This is a genomic window from Pseudomonas campi (assembly GCF_013200955.2).
Classification (GTDB): domain Bacteria; phylum Pseudomonadota; class Gammaproteobacteria; order Pseudomonadales; family Pseudomonadaceae; genus Aquipseudomonas; species Aquipseudomonas campi.
The window spans coordinates 489846-509298 of sequence record NZ_CP053697.2 but is presented as its reverse complement, the minus strand read 5'-3'; the positions used below and the strand labels follow the sequence as shown (position 1 = coordinate 509298).

Here is a 19453-nt window from a genome sequence, read left to right as displayed (position 1 = left end):
GGGAACCGCGATGACCGTATCCGAGAGAAAACGCCAGCCGATCTCCACCGGCTCGGAATGGACCTTCGAACTGGTCCGCCAGTACGACCGCGAGATAGCGCGCATCGCCGAACGCTATGCGCTGGACACCTACCCCAACCAGATCGAGGTGATCACCGCCGAGCAGATGATGGACGCCTACGCCTCCGTCGGCATGCCCCTGGGCTATCACCACTGGTCCTACGGCAAGCACTTTCTCTCCACCGAGAAGGGCTACAGCCGCGGGCAGATGGGCCTGGCCTACGAGATCGTGATCAACTCCGATCCGTGCATCGCCTATCTGATGGAAGAAAACACCATGTGCATGCAGGCCCTGGTGATCGCCCACGCCTGCTACGGCCACAACAGCTTCTTCAAGGGCAACTACCTGTTCCGCACCTGGACCGACGCCAGCTCGATCATCGATTACCTGGTGTTCGCCAAGCAGTACATCATGCAGTGCGAGGAGCGCCACGGCATCGACGCGGTGGAAGACCTGCTCGACTCCTGCCATGCCCTGATGAACTACGGCGTAGACCGCTACAAGCGCCCCGACCCGATCTCCGCCGAAGAAGAACGGCGCCGGCAGAAGGACCGCGAGGAGCACCTGCAGAAGCAGATCAACGACCTCTGGCGCACCATCCCCAAGGGCGCCAGCAAGGGCCACGACCAGGACAACAAGCGCTGGCCGGCCGAACCGCAGGAAAACATCCTGTACTTCCTCGAGAAGCATGCGCCGCTGCTGGAGCCCTGGCAGCGCGAGGTGATCCGCATCGTGCGCAAGATCGCCCAGTACTTCTACCCGCAGCGCCAGACTCAGGTGATGAACGAAGGCTGGGCGACCTTCTGGCACTACACCCTGATGAACGACCTGTACGACGAAGGCCTGGTCACCGACGGTTTCATGATCGAGTTCCTTCAGTCACACACCAGCGTGGTCTACCAGCCGGGCTTCGACAGCCCCTACTACAGCGGCATCAACCCCTACACCCTGGGCTTCGCCATCTACTGCGATATCCGCCGTATCTGCGAACACCCCACCGAGGAAGATCGCCACTGGTTCCCCGACATAGCCGGCAGCGACTGGCTGTCGACCCTCAAGTTCGCCATGGCCAACTTCAAGGACGAGAGCTTCATCCTGCAGTTTCTCTCACCCAAGGTGATCCGCGACCTCAAGCTGTTCAGCGTGATGGACGACGACCAGCAGGACGACATGCTGGTGCCGGCCATCCACGACGAGCCGGGCTACCGCATCATCCGCGAGACCCTGGCCGCCCAGTACAACCTGGGCAACCGCGAACCCAATGTGCAGATCTGGAGCGTCGACCGCCGCGGTGATCGCTCGCTGACCCTGCGCCACCAGCAACACGACCGCAAACCGCTGGGCGACTCCACCGGCGAGGTGCTCAAGCACCTGCATCGCCTGTGGGGCTTCGATATCCACCTGGAAGTCCGCCAGGGCGAGCAGGTGGTCGGCATGCAGCACGTGCCGCCGCGCAACGAGCAGGATGCCGACAGCGAGTACCCGCGCCTGGATCTGGTGATTCCGCCGATCTGAGCCCCCGCTCGACCAGGCAAGCCCGTACCGGCAGGCAGCAGGTACGGGCTTTTTCGCTTATCCTCCGCGGCAACGGAGGAGTGATTCCATGCAGATCTATAAAGTCGGCGGCGCGGTGCGTGATCGCCTGCTCGGCCGGCCCATCACCGATATCGACTGGGTGGTGGTCGGCGCCGATGCGCAGAGCATGCTCGACCAGGGCTACCGGCCGGTGGGCGACGACTTCCCGGTGTTCCTCCACCCGCAGAGCGGCGAGGAATATGCGCTGGCCCGCACCGAGCGCAAGTCCGGCCAGGGTTACGGCGGCTTCACCTTCTACGCCAGCCCGGACGTGACTCTGGAAGAGGACCTGATCCGCCGCGACCTGACCGTCAACGCCATGGCCGAGGACGACCACGGCCTGGTGATCGACCCCTATGGCGGCCAGCGCGATCTTGCCGCGCGGCTGCTGCGCCATGTTTCCCCCGCCTTCGCCGAAGATCCGCTGCGTGTGCTGCGGGTGGCGCGTTTCGCCGCACGCTATGCACCGCTGGGCTTTGTCGTGGCGCCGGAGACCCTGGCCCTGATGCGCCAGCTGGCCGAGTCCGGCGAGCTCAAGGCGCTGACCGCGGAGCGCAGCTGGAAGGAGATTTCCCGCGCGCTGCTGGAGCCGTGCCCCGAGGTGTTCATTCAGGTACTGCGCGACTGCGGCGCCCTGGCCGAGTTGCTGCCGGAAGTCGATGCCCTGTTCGGGGTGCCGCAAACCGCCACCCATCACCCGGAAATCGACACCGGCCTGCACAACCTGATGGTGCTGCAGCAATGCGCCCGCCATCAGCAGCCGCTGAGCGTGCGCTGGGCCTGCCTGCTGCATGACCTGGGCAAGGGCACCACGCCGCCAGCCGAATGGCCACGGCATATCGCCCACGAAACACGTGGCCTGAAGTTGATCAAGGCGGTGAATACACGCTGCAAGGTACCGCGGGACTGTGCCGAACCGGCGCTGTTGGTCGGCGAGTACCACACCCACGGCCACCGCGCCCTGGAGCTGCGCGCAGACACCCTGCTCGGCTTGCTGCAGAGCTTCGACGTCTACCGTCGCCCGCAGCGTTTCGAGGAATTTCTCGCCGCCTGCGAGATGGATGCCCGCGGCCGTCTCGGCTTCGAGGACCGCGACTACCCACAAGCCGCCTACCTGCAGGGTGCCATGCAGGCCGCCCGTGCGGTGGCAGTGCAGCCGCTGCTGGAGCAGGGAATTCAGGGCGCGGAGCTGGGCGAAGCGCTCAAGCGCGAGCGGCTGAAAGCGCTCAAGGCCTACAAGGAACGCAGCGCGCAAACGTAGCCCGGATGCAATCCGGGAGGCACACGCGGATTCGATTCCGAGCGGATGTGTCTCAGGCCTGGAGCAACGCCGCCGGCGTCAGCTCGCGGCCGCGCCACTGGAACGCCACCGGGCGCAGTTGCTGGTCGATCTGCGCCGCCGCCCAGAGCTGGGCAAATGACGTACCGGTCAGCGGATGCACTGTCGCGGGCACCAGCAGCGCCAGCGGCCAGAGCACGAAGGCATTCTTGAGGATTTCCGCGCGAGGCAGGATCAGCCCATCGAAATTGCCGACCAGTTCGTCATACAGCAGCACGTCGATATCCAGCGGCAGGCCCTTGCGATTGGGCGCATAGCGGCCATTGTCGGCCTCGATGATCTTCAGCCGGCGATCCAGCTCGGTCAGCGGCAGATCGGTGCGCGCGCTGACCACCAGATTGAAGAATGGTCCGCTCTTGATCCCCACCGGCGCGCTCTCGAATACCGGCGAGCACTGCAGGTCATGGAGAAACCCGGCCAGCGCATCGAGCCCGGCACACAGGTGCGTCTCGCGCTCGATGTTGCTACCCAGGCCAAGCAGTATCCGGCTCATGGCTGACTGCGCTCGATTTCCACACCCACCGCACGGGCCGCCGGGTTGGCACCGGGCTTGGTCACCTTGAGGCGCAGCCAGGGCATGCCGAACTCGCTCAGCAGGCTGGCGGCCAGGTGCTCGGCAAAGGTCTCCACCAGCTCGAAGCGGGCGGCGCTGGCGAACGCCTGCACGTGCTGGTTCACCGCTGCATAGTCGAGTGCCTTGCTCAGGTCATCGCCAGCTGCGGCCGGGCGGATATCCCAGGCGAAGGTCAGGTCCAGCTGCAGGCACTGGCGAATGCCGCGCTCCCAGTCGTAGGCACCGATCAGGGTGTCGACTTCCAGACCTTCGATAAAGACTTTGTCCAAGCACTTAACTCCACAGCACGACAAGGAGTGTGTCCCGCCGCTAGAATCGGGGCTCACTCGCCCCGGAATGGATACCATGTTCTGGCTGTTGGTACTGCTCGCCTACCTGCTCGGCTCGCTGTCCTTCGCCATCCTGCTCAGCCGCCTGAGCGGTGGGCCGGACCCTCGCGCCAGTGGCTCGGGCAATCCCGGAGCGACCAATATGCTCCGGGTGGCGGGCAAGAAGCTGGCCATCATCACCCTGCTCGGCGACCTGTGCAAAGGCCTGCTGCCGGTACTGATCGCCAGCCTGCTCGGGCTGAATATCCAGCAACAAGCCTGGATCGGCCTGGCTGCCGTGATTGGCCACCTTTATCCGCTGTACTTCCGCTTCAAGGGCGGCAAAGGCGTGGCCACGGCCGCCGGCATGCTGCTCGGCCTGTATCCGCCGGCCGCCGTGCTGGCGCTCGCCGCCTGGGCGCTGACCTTTATCCTCACCCGCACCAGCTCGCTCGCCTCACTGATCGCCACGCCGCTGACATTGCCATTGCTGGCCTGGCAACAACCGGCAGCGCTGCTGCCGATGTGCGTGCTGACCGGGCTGATCGTCTGGCGCCATCGGGGCAATTTACGCGACCTATTCGCCGGACGCGAACGGCACTTCTGAGCAATCGGGCTGCAAGCGCCTCAGATGGCCGGCAGCTGTTCCATCGGCCAGCGTGCCTGCACCCCGATGGCCGGGCCATCCTGCTGACCGGCCAGCAGACGCTGACAGCCGGCGTAGGCGATCATCGCGCCGTTGTCGGTGCAGAAGCGCGGCCGCGCATAGAACACCTGCCCCTTGAGCTCGCCGAGCATCTTCTCCAGGGACTGGCGCAGCGCCTGGTTGGCGCTCACGCCGCCGGCGATCACCAGGTTATTCAGACCGGTCTGCTTGAGGGCGCGGCGGCACTTGATGGTCAGGGTATCGACCACCGCCTGCTGGAAGGCCAGGGCCACGTCCGCGCGGATCTGCTCGCTCTGGTCGCCCGCCTCGCGGCATTGCAGCCAGGTATTGAGGGTGAAGGTCTTCAGTCCGCTGAAGCTGAAATCCAGCCCGGGGCGATCGGTCATCGGCCGCGGGAAGGTGAAGCGCCCCGGCGTACCAACCTCGGCCAAGCGCGCAATCTCCGGGCCACCTGGATACTGCAGGCCCATCAGCTTGGCCGTCTTGTCGAACGCCTCGCCGGCGGCATCGTCCAGCGACTCGCCGAGTAGCTGATAACGGCCGATGCCATCGACCCGCACCAGCTGGGTATGGCCACCAGACACCAACAAAGCGACGAACGGGAAGGCCGGCGGCTGTTCTTCCAGCATCGGCGCCAGCAGATGGCCTTCCATATGGTGTACACCCACCGCCGGAATACCCCAGGCAAAGGCCAGGGCCTGGGCGCACGAAGCGCCAACCAGCAGCGCGCCGACCAGGCCAGGACCCGCGGTGTAGGCGATGGCTTCGATCTGCGTGCGCTCTACGCCGGCCTCGGCCAGCACTTCGCGGATCAACGGCAGCATGCGCTTGACGTGATCGCGCGAGGCCAGCTCCGGCACCACGCCGCCGAACACCCGGTGCTGCTCAATCTGACTGAACAAGGCGTCGGCCAGCAGGCCGCGCTCGCTGTCATACAGAGCGACACCGGTTTCATCGCAGGAAGTTTCCAAGCCCAGCACCAGCATGGGTTCGCGCCTTTAATACAGAGGGAATTCGAAGGCGCGCATAATAATCGCCGCCCTACAGCCCGACCAGCGCTTTTCGATCAGAGGCTTTGCATTCTGCGGCGCTTGGCGTTAATATCCGCAGCCCTTGAAAACCGACGTATTCCCGTGCCCTAGCCGGATCGCGTCGTCCATTCGGTAAAACAGTGAAGGTACGACCTGGATGCCAGCCGTCAAAGTTAAAGAGAACGAACCCTTCGACGTAGCTCTGCGTCGCTTCAAGCGCTCCTGCGAAAAGGCCGGTGTATTGGCCGAAGTGCGCAGCCGCGAGTTCTATGAGAAGCCAACCACCGAGCGCAAGCGCAAGGCAGCAGCCGCTGTTAAGCGTCACGCGAAGAAAGTGCAGCGCGAACAGCGCCGCCGCGAGCGCCTGTACTGAGTCATCAGTCACGCCGCAAAGGTTTCCGCAGGGCCCGGCTTACGCCGGGCTTTGCATTTTAAGGCTCCACCCGACTCCGCTTCGCCGCTCGGCGATGACCGGAGTTTTTTCGTTTAGCAGGCTGTTGAAAAACGTAGGCGAGGCAGCCAGCGCAAGGCGCTACGTTAGTAACAGCCTACGGCTGATCAAAACGGCGAAAAAGCGCAGTTTACGAGTTGTAAATGAGCATTTGATTCGCTGCGCTCACCCCTTCGGGGCCGTGCTAAAGCACGTTCAGCCGCTGGCTGTGAGCCTGTTTTTAACGCCGCGATGGCAACGCAGGTAGTTTTTCAACAGCCTGTTATGCTCCCGCCCCTGACACCAGCACACTGACGACCCCATGGCCGGCCTGATCCCACAATCCTTTATCGATGACCTGCTCAACCGCACCGACATAGTCGAGGTGGTGAGTTCGCGCATCCAGATAAAGAAGGCCGGCAAGAACTACAGCGCCTGCTGCCCGTTCCACAAGGAAAAGACCCCGTCGTTCAGCGTCAGCCCGGACAAGCAGTTCTATTACTGCTTCGGCTGCGGCGCCGGCGGCAACGCGCTCGGCTTCATCATGGACCACGACAACCTGGACTTCCTCCAGGCCATCGAGGAACTGGCCAAGCGCGCCGGCATGGACATCCCGCGCGAGGAAGGCGGGCGCGGACACAAACCCCGCCAACCGACCGACTCACCGCTCTATACCCTGCTGACCGCCGCCAGCGACTACTACCGCCAGGCCCTGAAAAGCCATCCGACGCGCAAAGCCGCGGTGGATTACCTCAAGGGCCGCGGCCTGTCCGGCGAGATCGCCCGCGATTTCGGCCTCGGTTTTGCCCCGCCCGGCTGGGACAACCTGCTCAAGCACCTGGGTGGCGACAACCTGCAACTGAAGGCGATGATCGACGCCGGCCTGCTGATCGAGAACACTGAAACCGGCAAGCGCTATGACCGCTTCCGCGACCGCGTGATGTTCCCCATCCGCGACAGCCGCGGCCGTATCATCGCTTTCGGTGGCCGGGTGCTCGGCGACGACAAGCCGAAGTACCTGAACTCCCCGGAAACCCCGGTATTCCACAAGGGCCAGGAACTCTACGGCCTGTTTGAGGCGCGCAAGAACAACCGCGACCTCGACGAGATCATGGTGGTCGAGGGCTATATGGACGTCATCGCCCTGGCCCAGCAAGGCCTGCGCAATGCCGTGGCCACCCTCGGCACCGCCACCAGCGAAGAACACCTCAAGCGCCTGTTCCGCATCGTACCCAGCGTACTGTTCTGCTTCGACGGCGACGCCGCCGGGCGCAAGGCCGCCTGGCGCGCCCTGGAGTCAACCTTGCCAAGCCTGCAGGACGGCCGCCGCGCGCGCTTTCTGTTCCTCCCGGAAGGCGAAGACCCGGACAGCCTGGTCCGCGCCGAAGGCACCGACGCCTTCCGTGCGCGCATCAACCAGCACGCCCAGCCGCTGGCCGACTACTTCTTCCAGCAACTCTGCGAAGAAGCCGACCCGCGCTCCCTGGAAGGCAAGGCTCACCTGGCGACCCTGGCCAGCCCGCTGATCGAGCAGATTCCCGGCAACAACCTGCGCGCCCTGATGCGCATGCGCCTGGGCGAGATCACCGGCCTCACCGCCGAAGCCCTGGCGCAGATGACGCAACACGCACCCGCCGCCAGCCCCAGCAGAACCGAGCACGAATACGGGCCGGCCGCCGAGCACTATTACGACGCCCAGCCGGACTACGGCGACATCGCCGACTACGCCAACCATATCGAGCCACCCGCCGACGCCGGCTTCGAGCAGAAAAAGAACTGGAAGAAAGGCGAAGGCAAGCCGTGGAAAAAGGACGGCAACTGGAAGAAAGGCGGCCGCGACGACCAGCCGCGCACTCCGCGCAAGGCCGTCAGCGTCGAGTCACCCACCCTGACCGCCCTGCGCACCCTGCTGCATCACCCCAATCTCGCGCAGAAGGTCGAGGATGTCAGCCATTTCGCCGCCGAAGACGACACCTACGCCCAATTGCTGGTCGCCCTGCTCGGCGCCCTGCAGAAGAACCCGCAACTGCGCTCGCTGCAGCTGATCGCGCGCTGGCACGGCACCACCCAGGGCCGCCTGCTGCAGGCCCTGGCGGAAAAAGAATGGCTGATCGACCAGGACAATCTTGAAAAGCAGTTCTTCGACACCATTACTACACTTGCCCATAACCAGCTGCAGAAACGACGCGAGCAACTCCTGCGCAGCGTCATGCAAAAAAGCCCCAGTGAACTGACACCGGAAGAAAAGACTCTACTGCGCGAGCACTTCAGTCGCCCTTCTTCCGCAAGCGACAAGAGCTCAACTGGCGCCTGAGCCCCTTAATCAGTTATAATCCTCGGCTTGTTTTTTGCCCGCCAAGACCTTCAATGGATAGGGTGTTATGTCCGGAAAAGCGCAACAGCAATCTCGTTTGAAAGAATTGATCGCCCGTGGTCGTGAGCAGGGTTACCTGACTTACGCGGAGGTCAACGACCACCTGCCGGAGGATATTTCCGACCCGGAACAGGTGGAAGACATCATCCGCATGATCAACGACATGGGGATCAACGTATTCGAGACTGCCCCGGATGCGGATGCCCTGTTGTTGGCCGAAGCCGACACCGATGAAGCCGCAGTAGAGGAAGCTGCAGCCGCCCTGGCGGCCGTGGAGACCGATATCGGCCGCACCACCGACCCGGTACGCATGTATATGCGTGAAATGGGCACCGTGGAGCTGCTGACCCGCGAAGGCGAAATCGAAATCGCCAAGCGCATCGAAGAAGGCATCCGTGAAGTCATGGGCGCTATCGCTCACTTCCCGGGTACCGTCGACAGCATCCTCGCCGACTACCAGCGCATCACCAGCGAAGGTGGTCGCCTGTCCGACATTCTCAGCGGTTATATCGACCCCGACGATGGCAGCCTGCCGGCTGAAGAAGTTCCGGTCGATCTGAAAACCGCCGCCCCGGCTGCTGAAGCCGCGGAAGACGAGGAAGAAAGCGACGGCGACGACGAGGAAGAAGAAGGCGATGGCGGTCCGGATCCGGAAGAAGCCCTGCGCCGTTTCACCGCTGTCTCCGACCAGCTGGAAAAAGCCCGCAAGGCGCTGAAGAAGCATGGCCGCAGCAGCAAGCAGGCGATCGCCGAACTGCTCGCCCTGGCCGAGCTGTTCATGCCGATCAAGCTGGTGCCCAAGCAGTTCGATGCCCTGGTCGAGCGCGTACGCGGCTCGCTGGAGCAGCTTCGTGCCCAGGAACGCGCCATCATGCAGCTGTGCGTGCGTGATGCACGCATGCCGCGCGCCGACTTCCTCAAGCTGTTCCCCGGCCACGAAATCGACGAAACCTGGGCCGCCGGCCTGGCCAAAGGCAAGGCCAAGTACGCCGAGGCCATTGGTAACCTGCAGGCCGACATTCTGCGCTGCCAGCAAAAGCTGATCGCCCTGCAGAACGACACCAGCCTGACCATCGCCGAAATCAAGGACATCAACCGCCGCATGTCCATCGGCGAAGCGAAAGCGCGCCGGGCGAAGAAAGAGATGGTCGAGGCCAACCTGCGCCTGGTTATCTCCATCGCCAAGAAGTACACCAACCGCGGCCTGCAGTTCCTCGACCTGATTCAGGAAGGCAACATCGGCCTGATGAAGGCGGTGGACAAGTTCGAATACCGCCGCGGCTACAAGTTCTCGACCTACGCCACCTGGTGGATTCGCCAGGCGATCACCCGCTCGATCGCCGACCAGGCGCGCACCATCCGTATTCCGGTGCACATGATCGAGACGATCAACAAGCTCAACCGCATCTCTCGTCAGATGCTGCAGGAGATGGGCCGCGAGCCGACTCCGGAAGAGCTGGGTGAGCGCATGGAAATGCCCGAGGACAAGATCCGCAAGGTATTGAAGATCGCCAAAGAGCCGATCTCCATGGAAACCCCGATCGGCGACGACGAAGACTCGCACCTGGGCGACTTCATTGAGGACTCCACCATGCAATCGCCGATCGACGTGGCGACCGTGGAAAGCCTCAAGGAAGCCACCCGCGAAGTCCTGGCCGGCCTCACCGCACGTGAAGCCAAGGTTCTGCGCATGCGCTTCGGCATCGACATGAATACCGACCACACCCTCGAGGAAGTCGGTAAGCAGTTCGATGTGACCCGCGAGCGGATCCGCCAGATCGAAGCCAAGGCGCTGCGCAAGCTGCGCCACCCGACGAGAAGCGAGCATCTACGCTCCTTCCTCGACGAGTAAATCAGAACCCCCGGCCAAAACCGGGGGTTTTGCTTTATCCCCCAAGGAATGCAGGGCTACACTGAAAATTCCACCTTGCTGCGGAAGCCGCCTGCATGTCACGTCTGCTGGCCATTCTCCTGTTGTGTCTGGCGTACTGGGCAGCCCCGGTGTATGCGCTCACCCTCAGCCCAGATGAACAGACCTGGCTCGCCAACCATCCCCAGGTGCGCCTGGGTGTTGATGCCTCCTGGCCGCCCTTCGAATTTCGCGACGAGCAAGGACGCTATCAGGGGCTCAGCGCCAGCTATGTCGAGCTGATCGAGCAACGCCTGAACATCGCCATGCGGCCCGTGGAGCCAAGCAGCTGGAGCGAGGTGCTGGCAAGCGCCAAGAGCGGCGAACTCGACCTGCTCCCCGGCGTGATGTCGACGCCCGAAAGACAGAAGGATCTTGCCTTTACCCGCCCCTACCTCGACTTCCCCATCGTCATCATCGCCCACCATAATGGCCCGCAGCCGAGCAGTCTGAAGCAGCTCTATGGCCTCAAGATTGCCGTGGTCAAGGACTACGCCCCGCACGAACTGCTGCGCACGCGCCATCCGGACCTCAACCTGCTGCCGCTGCCCAGCGTCAACGCCGCCCTGCAAGCCGTCGCCACCGGCCAGGCCGACGCCCTGATTGGCGACCTCGCGTCCAGCGTCTGGAGCATGCGCCAGCTCAAGCTCGAAGGCCTGTATGTCAGTGGTGAAACCCCCTACCGCTATCAACTGGCCATGGCCGCCCCACACAGTCACGCGGTACTGATCGGCATCCTCGACAAGCTGTTTGCCGAACTCACCGAAGAGGAAATCGAGGCCCTGCAAAAGCCCTGGGTGGGCGGCGTGCTGGATGGCCGGCAAAGCTGGCAGCAAGCCGTGCTCTATGGCCTCCCCGCCCTGCTCGTGGTCCTGCTGATCCTCGCCGCCGTGCTGCGCATCAACCGTCGTCTGAGTCAGGAAATCCAGGGACGGCAGGCCCTGGAACTGCAACTGCGTAGCAGCGAGCAGCATTACCGCGGCCTGGTCGAAAGCCTCAGCGCAATCGCTTGGGAAATGCGCATGGAGGATTACTGCTTCACCTATGTCTCACCGCACGCCGAACGCCTGCTCGGTTACCCGCTAAACGACTGGCTGCAGCCAGGCTTCTGGCAACGCACCCTGCACCCGGATGACGCCGAGAAGGCCCTCAACTACTGCATCAGCGAAAGCCAGGCCGGCCGCGACCACAGCCTGGACTATCGCATGCTGGCCGCCGATGGGCGGGTGGTGTGGATTCGCGACATCGTCACGCCCATCCAGCAAGGCGCCAAGCTGATCCTGCGCGGCCTGATGATCGACATCAGCGAAGCCAAGCACGCCGAGCACGCACAGCAGCTGTCGGAACAAAAATTCGCCTCGGTCTTCCACAACTGCCCGGACATCCTGGTCATCGCCCGGCGCAGCGATGGAGCCTTGCTGGCCCTCAACCAAACCTTCGAACAGCAACTCGGCATCAGCGCCAGCGAAGCCATCGGCAAGACCGCCACCCAGCTGGACATCTGGGGCGTGCCCGGCGTCGGCACGCAGCTACTCGCCCGCCTGCAAGAGGACGTCCTGAACAACCTCGAGATGCCCTTCCGGCGGCGCAACGGCGAGCTCTTTATCGGCCTGGTTTCGGCTCAGCCGGTGCAGCTCGATGGCAGCCCGGCACTGGTGGTCGCCGTGCGCGACATCACTGAGCTGAAGCGTACCCAGCAGCAACTACAAGCCTCCGAAGAGAAGTTCGCCAAGGCGTTCCATGCCACTCCAGACGGCATGCTGATCACCCGCCTGGAGGATGGTCGCATCCTCGAGGCCAACGAAGGCTTCACGCGCATCACCGGCTATGACAATCATGAAGCCATCGGCCAGACGACACTGGAACTGGCCATCTGGAGCTCGGCTGCTGATCGGGAGCGCCTGGTGGAACAGGTTCGCACGCAAGGTCAAGCCAGAGACTTGCTGGCCTGGATACGCACCCGCGACGGCCAGTTGCGCCTCGCCGAACTATCCGCCCAGCCGCTGATGATCGACGACACCCCCTGCATACTGACCATGGCCCGCGACATCACCGAGCGCCAGCAGATGCAGGAGCGCCTGCACCAGGCCGCGACCGTGTTCGAGAACACCGCCGAAGGCGTGATGATCACCGACACCGAGCAACGCATCACCGCGGTTAACCGTGCCTTCAGCGAAATTACCGGCTACAGCGAAGCGGAAGCCCTCGACCAGACCCCGCGCCTGCTCTCCTCCGGCCAGCATGACAGCGCCTTCTATGCCGCCATGTGGCACCAACTGGCGGCCGAAGGCCACTGGCAGGGCGAGATCTGGAACAAGCGCAAGAATGGCGAGTTGTATCCGGAGTGGCTGACCATCAGCGCCGTACGCAACCAGGCCGACGACATCACCCACTTCGTTGGCGTGTTCGCCGACATCAGTACGCTCAAGCATGCCCAGGCCCGGTTGGACCACCAGGCGCACCACGACCCCCTGACCGGCCTGCCCAACCGCCTGCTCTTCGAAACCCGGCTGGCAGCCGCCCTCGGCGATGCACTCGCCGACAATCACCAGGGTGCCGTGCTGTTCCTCGACCTGGACCGCTTCAAACACATCAATGACAGCCTCGGCCACCCGGTCGGCGACGCCCTGCTGAAAAGCATCGCCCTGCGCCTGCGCGAACAACTGCGCGATATCGACACCGTCGCACGTCTGGGGGGCGACGAATTCATCGTCCTGCTACCCGGCCTGCAGCAGGCAAGGGATGCCGAGCGCGTGGCCGCCAAGCTGCTGAGCTGCTTCAACGCCCCCTTCGAGGCCGACACCCACGAGTTTTTCATCAGCGCCAGCATCGGCGTCAGCCTGTTCCCCCTCGATGGCACAGATGTCGCCACCCTGGTGAAGAATGCCGATGCGGCCATGTACAGCGCCAAAGCCAAGGGCCGCAACCGCATCGAACTCTACACGCGCAACCTGACCTTCCAGGCCAACGAGCGCATGACCCTCGAACACGAACTGCGCCGCGCCATCGAGCGTGACGAACTGAGCCTGCACTACCAGCCGAAGATGTGCCTGCACAGCGGCAACCTGGTGGGCGCCGAAGCGCTGATCCGCTGGAGTCATCCGGTATTCGGCGACATCCCACCCGACCGCTTCATTCCCCTGGCGGAAGAAACCGGGCTGATCCTGCAGATCGGCGACTGGGTACTGCAGGAAGCCTGCCGGCAGATGCGCGAATGGCAAAGCCGGCACGCGCCCTTCGGCCCACTCTCGGTCAACCTGTCCGGCAGCCAGCTCAGCCAACCCCAGTTGGCCGAACGCATCGCCAACACACTCAGCGACTTCGGCCTGGACGCCTGCTACCTGCAACTGGAAATCACCGAAGGCTTCATCATGACCCAGGCCGAGGAAGCACTGGGCGTACTGCACGAACTGAAAAGCCTGGGCCTGCAACTGGCCATCGACGACTTCGGCACCGGCTACTCCTCGCTCAGCTACCTCAAGCGCCTGCCGCTGGACATCCTGAAAATCGACAAATCCTTCGTCCGCGGCCTGCCCAGCGACCCGGACGACGCCGCCATCACCCGCGCCATCATCGCCCTCGGCCGCAGCCTGCAGATGACCGTGATCGCCGAGGGCGTGGAAACCAAGGCCCAGGAAATCTTCCTCACCAGCGAAGGTTGCGAACAGATCCAGGGCTACGTGGTCAGCCGCCCGCTCTCGGCCGAGTCTTTCGCCAACAACTTCCTCGGCCCCTTGCCGATTGGCAGCAGCGAAAAGGCACCGGTATAATCCGCCGTCCTTCTGGGGGCCTATAGCTCAGTTGGTTAGAGCAGAGGACTCATAATCCTTTGGTCCACGGTTCGAGTCCGTGTGGGCCCACCATATGAAACAACGACTTAGGTCAGCCATCGTGCTGGCCTTTTGTCGTTTATGGGCTGAACAAAAAATTTGCGTACCGTTTTGCGTATCGTTTCATTTTTGCTGCTACGGAACGCAACGAGCGCTTTAGCTCGCAGATTGCCTCCTTTCAAGCAGTCCCCGTCTGGGACGTATCGTTCCCTTATATCGGAGGGCGGCTGTTTAGCCGAACGCCACAATCGCAAAAGGAAAATACATGAGGTCTGAAGCGCTCTTTATCGCAGGCCTCGTGGCGCTGCTGGCAGGCTGTGAGGCTCTGATGTTCGGCAATGTGATAGTCGGCTGCGCCATGCGGCCTGATCCCGAGATCCTGCCGAAGGCGCTTCCCGCTGCAACTGTGGAGGTGCCGTACCGCATGCGTGTCGATGTGATCAACGCCAGCACGCCCCTCAGCAAGCTGCTGGTGCCCCCCGACAAGCCCCTGCCCGCGGGCCTGGAGTTAACCCACAGGGAAAGAGAAAAGCAGGGGGTGATTGAAGAGGTCCCCATCACGGCCGGAAGCTACGACGTGCTGGTCTATGGCAGTACTTATGGCACTCAATGTGCCGGCCAATCTGCCGAACGGCTCTATCGGCTCGACGTGCAAAATTAGCCCACGACGGGGCGCAACGCCCACAGGTACCGCGACCCACCACCTCCGAGAGCTCCTGGCACAAGGCGGCATCACCCAGCTCCCGGGCGGTTGGCACTGTACCCACGATCCAGTCATATGCGCTGCCGCGAGAAAGCCAAGACAGGCGAACAGTGCGCAAAAAACGGGTATTTGTCGGCAACATCTTGAGAATGCCGGGATTGCCCCCTAAATTAGCCGCCCCGATCAGGGAGGCAACTGCCTCCTTTACTTTTTCTATTGCCAGGATGGTGATGCTGTATGCCAAGCCCAAGCGAATCTACCGCCGCTTCCTATGTTGTTCTGTCCAACGACAGCCAGATCGATAGCTTGATCTATGGCACCAAATGGGGCGGCACCACCGGTTCCGGCGTCACGCTGAGCTACAGCTTCCTGACTGCCGGCTCCCAGTTCGCCAGCAACTACTCCTCCGACAACGAACCCCTGTTCGACTTCGTGCTGACCTCCGGGCAGCAGAGCGCGGCCATCGCCGCCCTGGCGGAGTGGAGCTCGGTCGCCAACATCACCTTCAGCAAGGTCACCGAGACCAGCAGCCAGGTCGGCACCCTGCGCTTCGGCGGCTATCTGGAGATGGACGACCAGACGGCGGCCTGGGCCTATCTGCCTGGCTCCACGGCCAAGTCAGGCGATATCTGGCTTCATCCCTACACCAGCAGCAATCCCCAGCCGGGGCAATTCGACTACCACGTGCTGGTGCATGAGATCGGCCATGCCCTCGGCCTCAAGCACCCCTTCGAAACCAGCTTCCTGAGCGGCGAAACGCTGGCCGGCACCGAGTACGACGATGTGCGCTATACGGTGATGAGCTACAACGACCCTTACTACTTCGAGCCCACCGGCCCGATGCTGCTGGACATCGCGGCCATCCAGTACCTGTATGGCGCCAACATGAACTGGCAGACCGGCAACAACACCTACAAGTGGGATGCCGGCAGCAGCGTATTCGAAACCATCTGGGACGCCGGCGGTACGGACACCATCGACGGCAGCAACCAGGCCAGCGCAGTGAACATCAACCTCAACGCCGGCAGTTTCAGCAGCATCGGCAAGGCGTTCTGGAACGGCAGCACCTACATCAACAACTGCCTGGCCATTGCCTACGGCGCACAGATCGAGAACGCCACTGGTTCCAAGTACAACGACACGCTCACCGGCAACGAACTGAACAATGTGCTCAACGGTGGCGCCGGTGCCGACCGCATGACCGGCGGCAACGGCAACGACACTTACTCCGTTGACCACACTGGCGACCGGGTCAGCGAAACCGAGGCCGACCGCAGCCTCGGCGGCAGCGACACGGTCAAAAGCTACCTGAGCGCCTACAGCCTCGGCGCCAACCTGGAAAACCTGCGTCTGATGAGCAGCGGCACCGCGAGCGGCACCGGCAACGCGCTGGACAACATCCTGTATACCGGCGCTGGCAACAACAACCTGAATGGCGGCGACGGCAACGATACCGTCTCCTATAAATACGCAAGCCTGGGCGTGACGGCCAGCCTGGCCCTGACCAGCGCCCAGGCCACCGGCGGCTCCGGCAGCGACACCCTGCGCAACTTTGAGAACCTTAACGGCAGCCAGTACGACGACAAGCTCACCGGTAACGCTGACGCCAACAAGTTGAGCGGCAACGCCGGCAAGGATGTCCTTGACGGTGGCGCCGGTGCCGACAACATGATCGGCGGTGACGGCAACGACACCTACTATGTCGACGACATCGGCGACAGCGTCAGCGAAACCAACGCCGATGCCGCCAGCGGCGGCAGCGATATCGTCTTCAGCTACCTGGCCGACTACAGCCTCGGCGCCAACCTGGAAAAACTGCGCATTATGGCCGCAGGCAATGCCAATGGCAGCGGCAATGCACTGAACAACCTCATTCACGCTGGCGCTGGCGACAACGTTCTGGACGGTGGCGACGGTAACGACACCCTGTCCTACCGGCATGCCACCCAGGGTGTCAGTGTCAGCCTGGCCCTGAGCGGCGCGCAGGACACAGGCGGCTCTGGCAGCGACACCCTGCTGTCATTCGAGAACCTCAACGGCAGCCAGTACGACGACAGCCTGATCGGCACGGCGGCGGCCAACACGCTGAGTGGCGATCTGGGCAACGACATCCTGGACGGCGGGGCCGGTGCCGACCAGATGGCCGGCGGCGACGGCAACGACAGCTACCACGTCGACCACAGCAGCGATGTGGTCAGCGAGACCAATGCCGACAGCACCGCCGGCGGCAGCGACACCGTTTTCAGTTACCTGACCGCTTACACCCTCGGCGCCAATCTGGAAAAACTTCGCATCATGGCCACCGGCAATGCCAATGGCAGTGGCAACGCGCTGAACAATGTCATCTACGCCGGCGCCGGCAACAACGTGCTCGACGGCGGCAGCGGCAGCGACACGCTGTCCTACCGCTATGTCGACCAAGGGGTCACCCTCGACCTGAACCTGACCACCAGCCAGGCCACCGGCGGCTCTGGCAGCGACACCCTGCGCAACTTCGAGAACCTCAACGGCAGCCAGTACGACGACAAGCTGATCGGCAACAGCGCCAACAACAAACTCAGCGGCGACCTCGGCAACGACATCCTCAACGGCAAAGGCGGCGCCGACAGCATGACCGGCGGCGACGGCAATGACAGTTATTACGTCGATAACAGCGGCGATACTGTCAGCGATACCAATGCCGACCTGGCCAGCGGCGGCACCGACACCGTCTACAGCTACCTGACCGCCTACAATCTCGGCGCCAACCTGGAAAACCTGCGCATCCAGGCCACCGGCAACGCCAACGGCATCGGCAATGCACTGAACAACACAATTCATGCAGGCAGCGGCAATAACCGCCTCGACGGCGGCAGCGGCGAAGACACCCTGTCCTACGCCAGCGCCACAGCCGGCATCACCCTCAACCTGGGCCTGACCAGCACCCAGGCCACCGGCGGCTCCGGCAGCGATACCGTGCTCAATTTCGAGAATCTCACGGGCAGCAACTACAACGACCGCCTCACCGGCAACAGCCTGGCCAACACCCTGCGCGGCAATGCCGGCAACGACCAGCTCAATGGTGGCCAGGGCAACGACATACTGATCGGCGGCAGCGGTGCTGACCAACTAACCGGCGGCAGTGGGCTCGACCGGTTCATCTTCAATGCACTCAGCGAACTGGGCCTGGGCTCGCTGCGAGACGTGATCAAGGACTTCAAGTTCGCCGAAGGCGACCTGCTCGACTTCTCCGGACTGGACGCCGACACCTTCACCACCGGGGTGAACGAAGCATTCGCCTTCATCAACGACGCCGCCTTCATCGAAGGCAGTGCCACTGCGCAGCTGCGCTTCGAGGGGGGCATGCTCTACGGCAGCGTGGACGCCGATGCCGATGCCGAGTTCGAGATCCAACTGATCGGCGTCGCCAGCCTGGACAGCAGCAGCCTGATCGCCTGATCGGTGCTGGACTCTCAGGGCCCCGGAACTTCCGGGGCACTTGGATGCACAAAACCTTCAGCAGCACCCTGACCTTGGCTAGAATCCATAGCCGAGTGGCTATCCCCACCCTCAAGAACGCCCATGCAAAGGATCTGTATGAACAAGTACCTCTGTATTCTTGCCGCACTGTTCAGCGTCTCCGTCAGCGATCTGCAAGCCGCCACCACGTCGACCTCCTGCAGCTCGACAGCCCCCAGCGGCTATGTAATGACCAAGATCCAGGAGCGCTCCACCTCCTGCAGTGGTGGCAACCTCTACACCTATACCCGGCTGGCCGGGGAAACCGTGCTGGATACCTGCATCCGCACCACCCCCACCGGCTGGGTGAACACCAAGGAGCGCAGCTACACCGGCAGCGGTATCTGCGGCAGCTCCAGCGGCACACCCAGACTGATCTGGCAGATCACCAACAGCTATGGCCAGACCAAGCTCAACTCCTGTCTGCGCACCCTGCCTACCGGCTGGGTCATCACGCGCCAGACCAGCTACTCGGGGTCAGGTGATTGCGGCACGGCCAGCGGCAGCAAACGCACCAAGTACGAAGCGCAAAGCACGGCAGGGCAGAGCCAGATGAGCGTGTGCAATGCCTCGACCCTGCCCAGCGGCTGGGAGGTGGGCGCTACCTCCAGCAGCAGCAACTGCGGCACCGGCTCCGGCAATCTGTGGAAGATCCTCAATACCAAGCCGCTGACCAAGGTCGCCCTGCACCACTACATCGGTAAGACCGGCGACAACATGTATGTCACCAAGCGCGACGATGCCGCTATGGCCCTGTACAAGTACAGCTACAACGCCATCGCCGCACAGGTGCCGAGCAGCGCGGCATTCGGCACGACCGTGCTGCATCGCTACTACAACAGCAGCATCGCCAACAGCCTCTACACCATCGGTCGTGACGACGCCTACTACAGCAAGGTCGGCTATGTCTATGTGGGCGCGGCCGCCAACGTATTCACGGCCAAGGTGCCCAACGCGACGGCCCTGCACCGCTACTGGAACCCCACGACCAAGCACCACCTCTACAGCGTCGTGTACTCCAGCACGGGCATCAATGGCTTCAAGTACGAGAAAGCCGAAGGCTACGTGTACAAGCCCTGAGTCAGCGCGATCGCAGCCCTGACTCTTCTGCCAACATGTCAGGGCTGCCGGTTGCGCAGGTACAGCACACCGAA

Annotated in this window: 13 protein-coding genes and 1 tRNA gene; 11 read left to right on the top strand and 3 right to left on the bottom strand. The window is 63.0% G+C overall.

Features of this window, described 5'->3' with window-relative positions:
- Positions 1 to 10: 10 nt before the first annotated feature.
- Together HNE05_RS02185 and HNE05_RS02180 are read left to right on the top strand one after the other, a co-directional pair.
- Positions 11 to 1576, top strand: a complete 1566-nt coding sequence (locus HNE05_RS02185; RefSeq protein WP_173211543.1) for a SpoVR family protein — start codon at positions 11 to 13, stop codon at positions 1574 to 1576.
- Between the two features lie 88 nt (positions 1577 to 1664).
- Positions 1665 to 2897, top strand: a complete 1233-nt coding sequence (locus HNE05_RS02180; protein WP_173211542.1) for a multifunctional CCA addition/repair protein — start codon at positions 1665 to 1667, stop codon at positions 2895 to 2897.
- 52 nt (positions 2898 to 2949) lie between these two features.
- On the opposite strand, the gene folK is transcribed toward HNE05_RS02180, so the two are convergent.
- The gene (gene folK, locus HNE05_RS02175) at positions 2950 to 3468 is read right to left on the bottom strand and encodes a 2-amino-4-hydroxy-6-hydroxymethyldihydropteridine diphosphokinase (protein WP_173211541.1); all 519 of its coding nucleotides are present in this window, start codon (positions 3466 to 3468) and stop codon (positions 2950 to 2952) included.
- Positions 3465 to 3818, bottom strand: coding sequence for a dihydroneopterin aldolase (folB, locus tag HNE05_RS02170; protein ID WP_173211540.1), 354 nt, complete (start codon positions 3816 to 3818; stop codon positions 3465 to 3467). The genes folK and folB overlap by 4 nt, the downstream gene beginning before the upstream one ends.
- Positions 3819 to 3894: 76 nt before the next feature.
- Here folB and plsY point away from each other — a divergent pair, with 76 nt between their 5' ends.
- Positions 3895 to 4464, top strand: a complete 570-nt coding sequence (gene plsY, locus HNE05_RS02165; protein ID WP_173211539.1) for a glycerol-3-phosphate 1-O-acyltransferase PlsY — start codon at positions 3895 to 3897, stop codon at positions 4462 to 4464.
- A 20-nt stretch (positions 4465 to 4484) separates the two neighbouring features.
- Here the strand turns inward: plsY and tsaD are convergent, their stop codons facing one another.
- Positions 4485 to 5510 (bottom strand): tRNA (adenosine(37)-N6)-threonylcarbamoyltransferase complex transferase subunit TsaD, encoded by a 1026-nt coding sequence (tsaD, locus tag HNE05_RS02160; protein ID WP_173211538.1) that lies wholly within the window; start codon positions 5508 to 5510, stop codon positions 4485 to 4487.
- Between the two features lie 202 nt (positions 5511 to 5712).
- Between tsaD and rpsU the strand changes: the two genes are divergently transcribed.
- From rpsU to HNE05_RS02120, 8 genes are all read left to right on the top strand, one after another.
- A complete protein-coding gene (gene rpsU, locus HNE05_RS02155) occupies positions 5713 to 5928 on the top strand; it encodes a 30S ribosomal protein S21 (RefSeq protein ID WP_021702507.1) in 216 nt (71 codons plus the stop codon).
- 379 nt (positions 5929 to 6307) lie between these two features.
- Positions 6308 to 8299, top strand: coding sequence for a DNA primase (gene dnaG, locus HNE05_RS02150; protein ID WP_173211537.1), 1992 nt, complete (start codon positions 6308 to 6310; stop codon positions 8297 to 8299).
- 67 nt (positions 8300 to 8366) lie between these two features.
- The gene (gene rpoD / locus HNE05_RS02145; RefSeq protein ID WP_173211536.1) at positions 8367 to 10211 is read left to right on the top strand and encodes an RNA polymerase sigma factor RpoD; all 1845 of its coding nucleotides are present in this window, start codon (positions 8367 to 8369) and stop codon (positions 10209 to 10211) included.
- A gap of 95 nt (positions 10212 to 10306) precedes the next feature.
- Positions 10307 to 14038, top strand: a complete 3732-nt coding sequence (locus HNE05_RS02140; RefSeq protein WP_173211535.1) for an EAL domain-containing protein — start codon at positions 10307 to 10309, stop codon at positions 14036 to 14038.
- A gap of 16 nt (positions 14039 to 14054) precedes the next feature.
- Positions 14055 to 14131, top strand: a tRNA-Ile gene (locus tag HNE05_RS02135).
- A gap of 232 nt (positions 14132 to 14363) precedes the next feature.
- Positions 14364 to 14759 (top strand): hypothetical protein, encoded by a 396-nt coding sequence (locus HNE05_RS02130; protein WP_173211534.1) that lies wholly within the window; start codon positions 14364 to 14366, stop codon positions 14757 to 14759.
- 279 nt (positions 14760 to 15038) lie between these two features.
- A complete protein-coding gene (locus HNE05_RS02125) occupies positions 15039 to 18239 on the top strand; it encodes a M10 family metallopeptidase (protein ID WP_173211533.1) in 3201 nt (1066 codons plus the stop codon).
- A 138-nt stretch (positions 18240 to 18377) separates the two neighbouring features.
- Positions 18378 to 19379 carry a hypothetical protein gene (locus tag HNE05_RS02120; RefSeq protein WP_173211532.1) on the top strand — a complete coding sequence of 334 codons (1002 nt, stop codon included), beginning with the start codon at positions 18378 to 18380 and terminating at the stop codon, positions 19377 to 19379.
- The last annotated feature ends 74 nt before the right edge of the window (positions 19380 to 19453 follow it).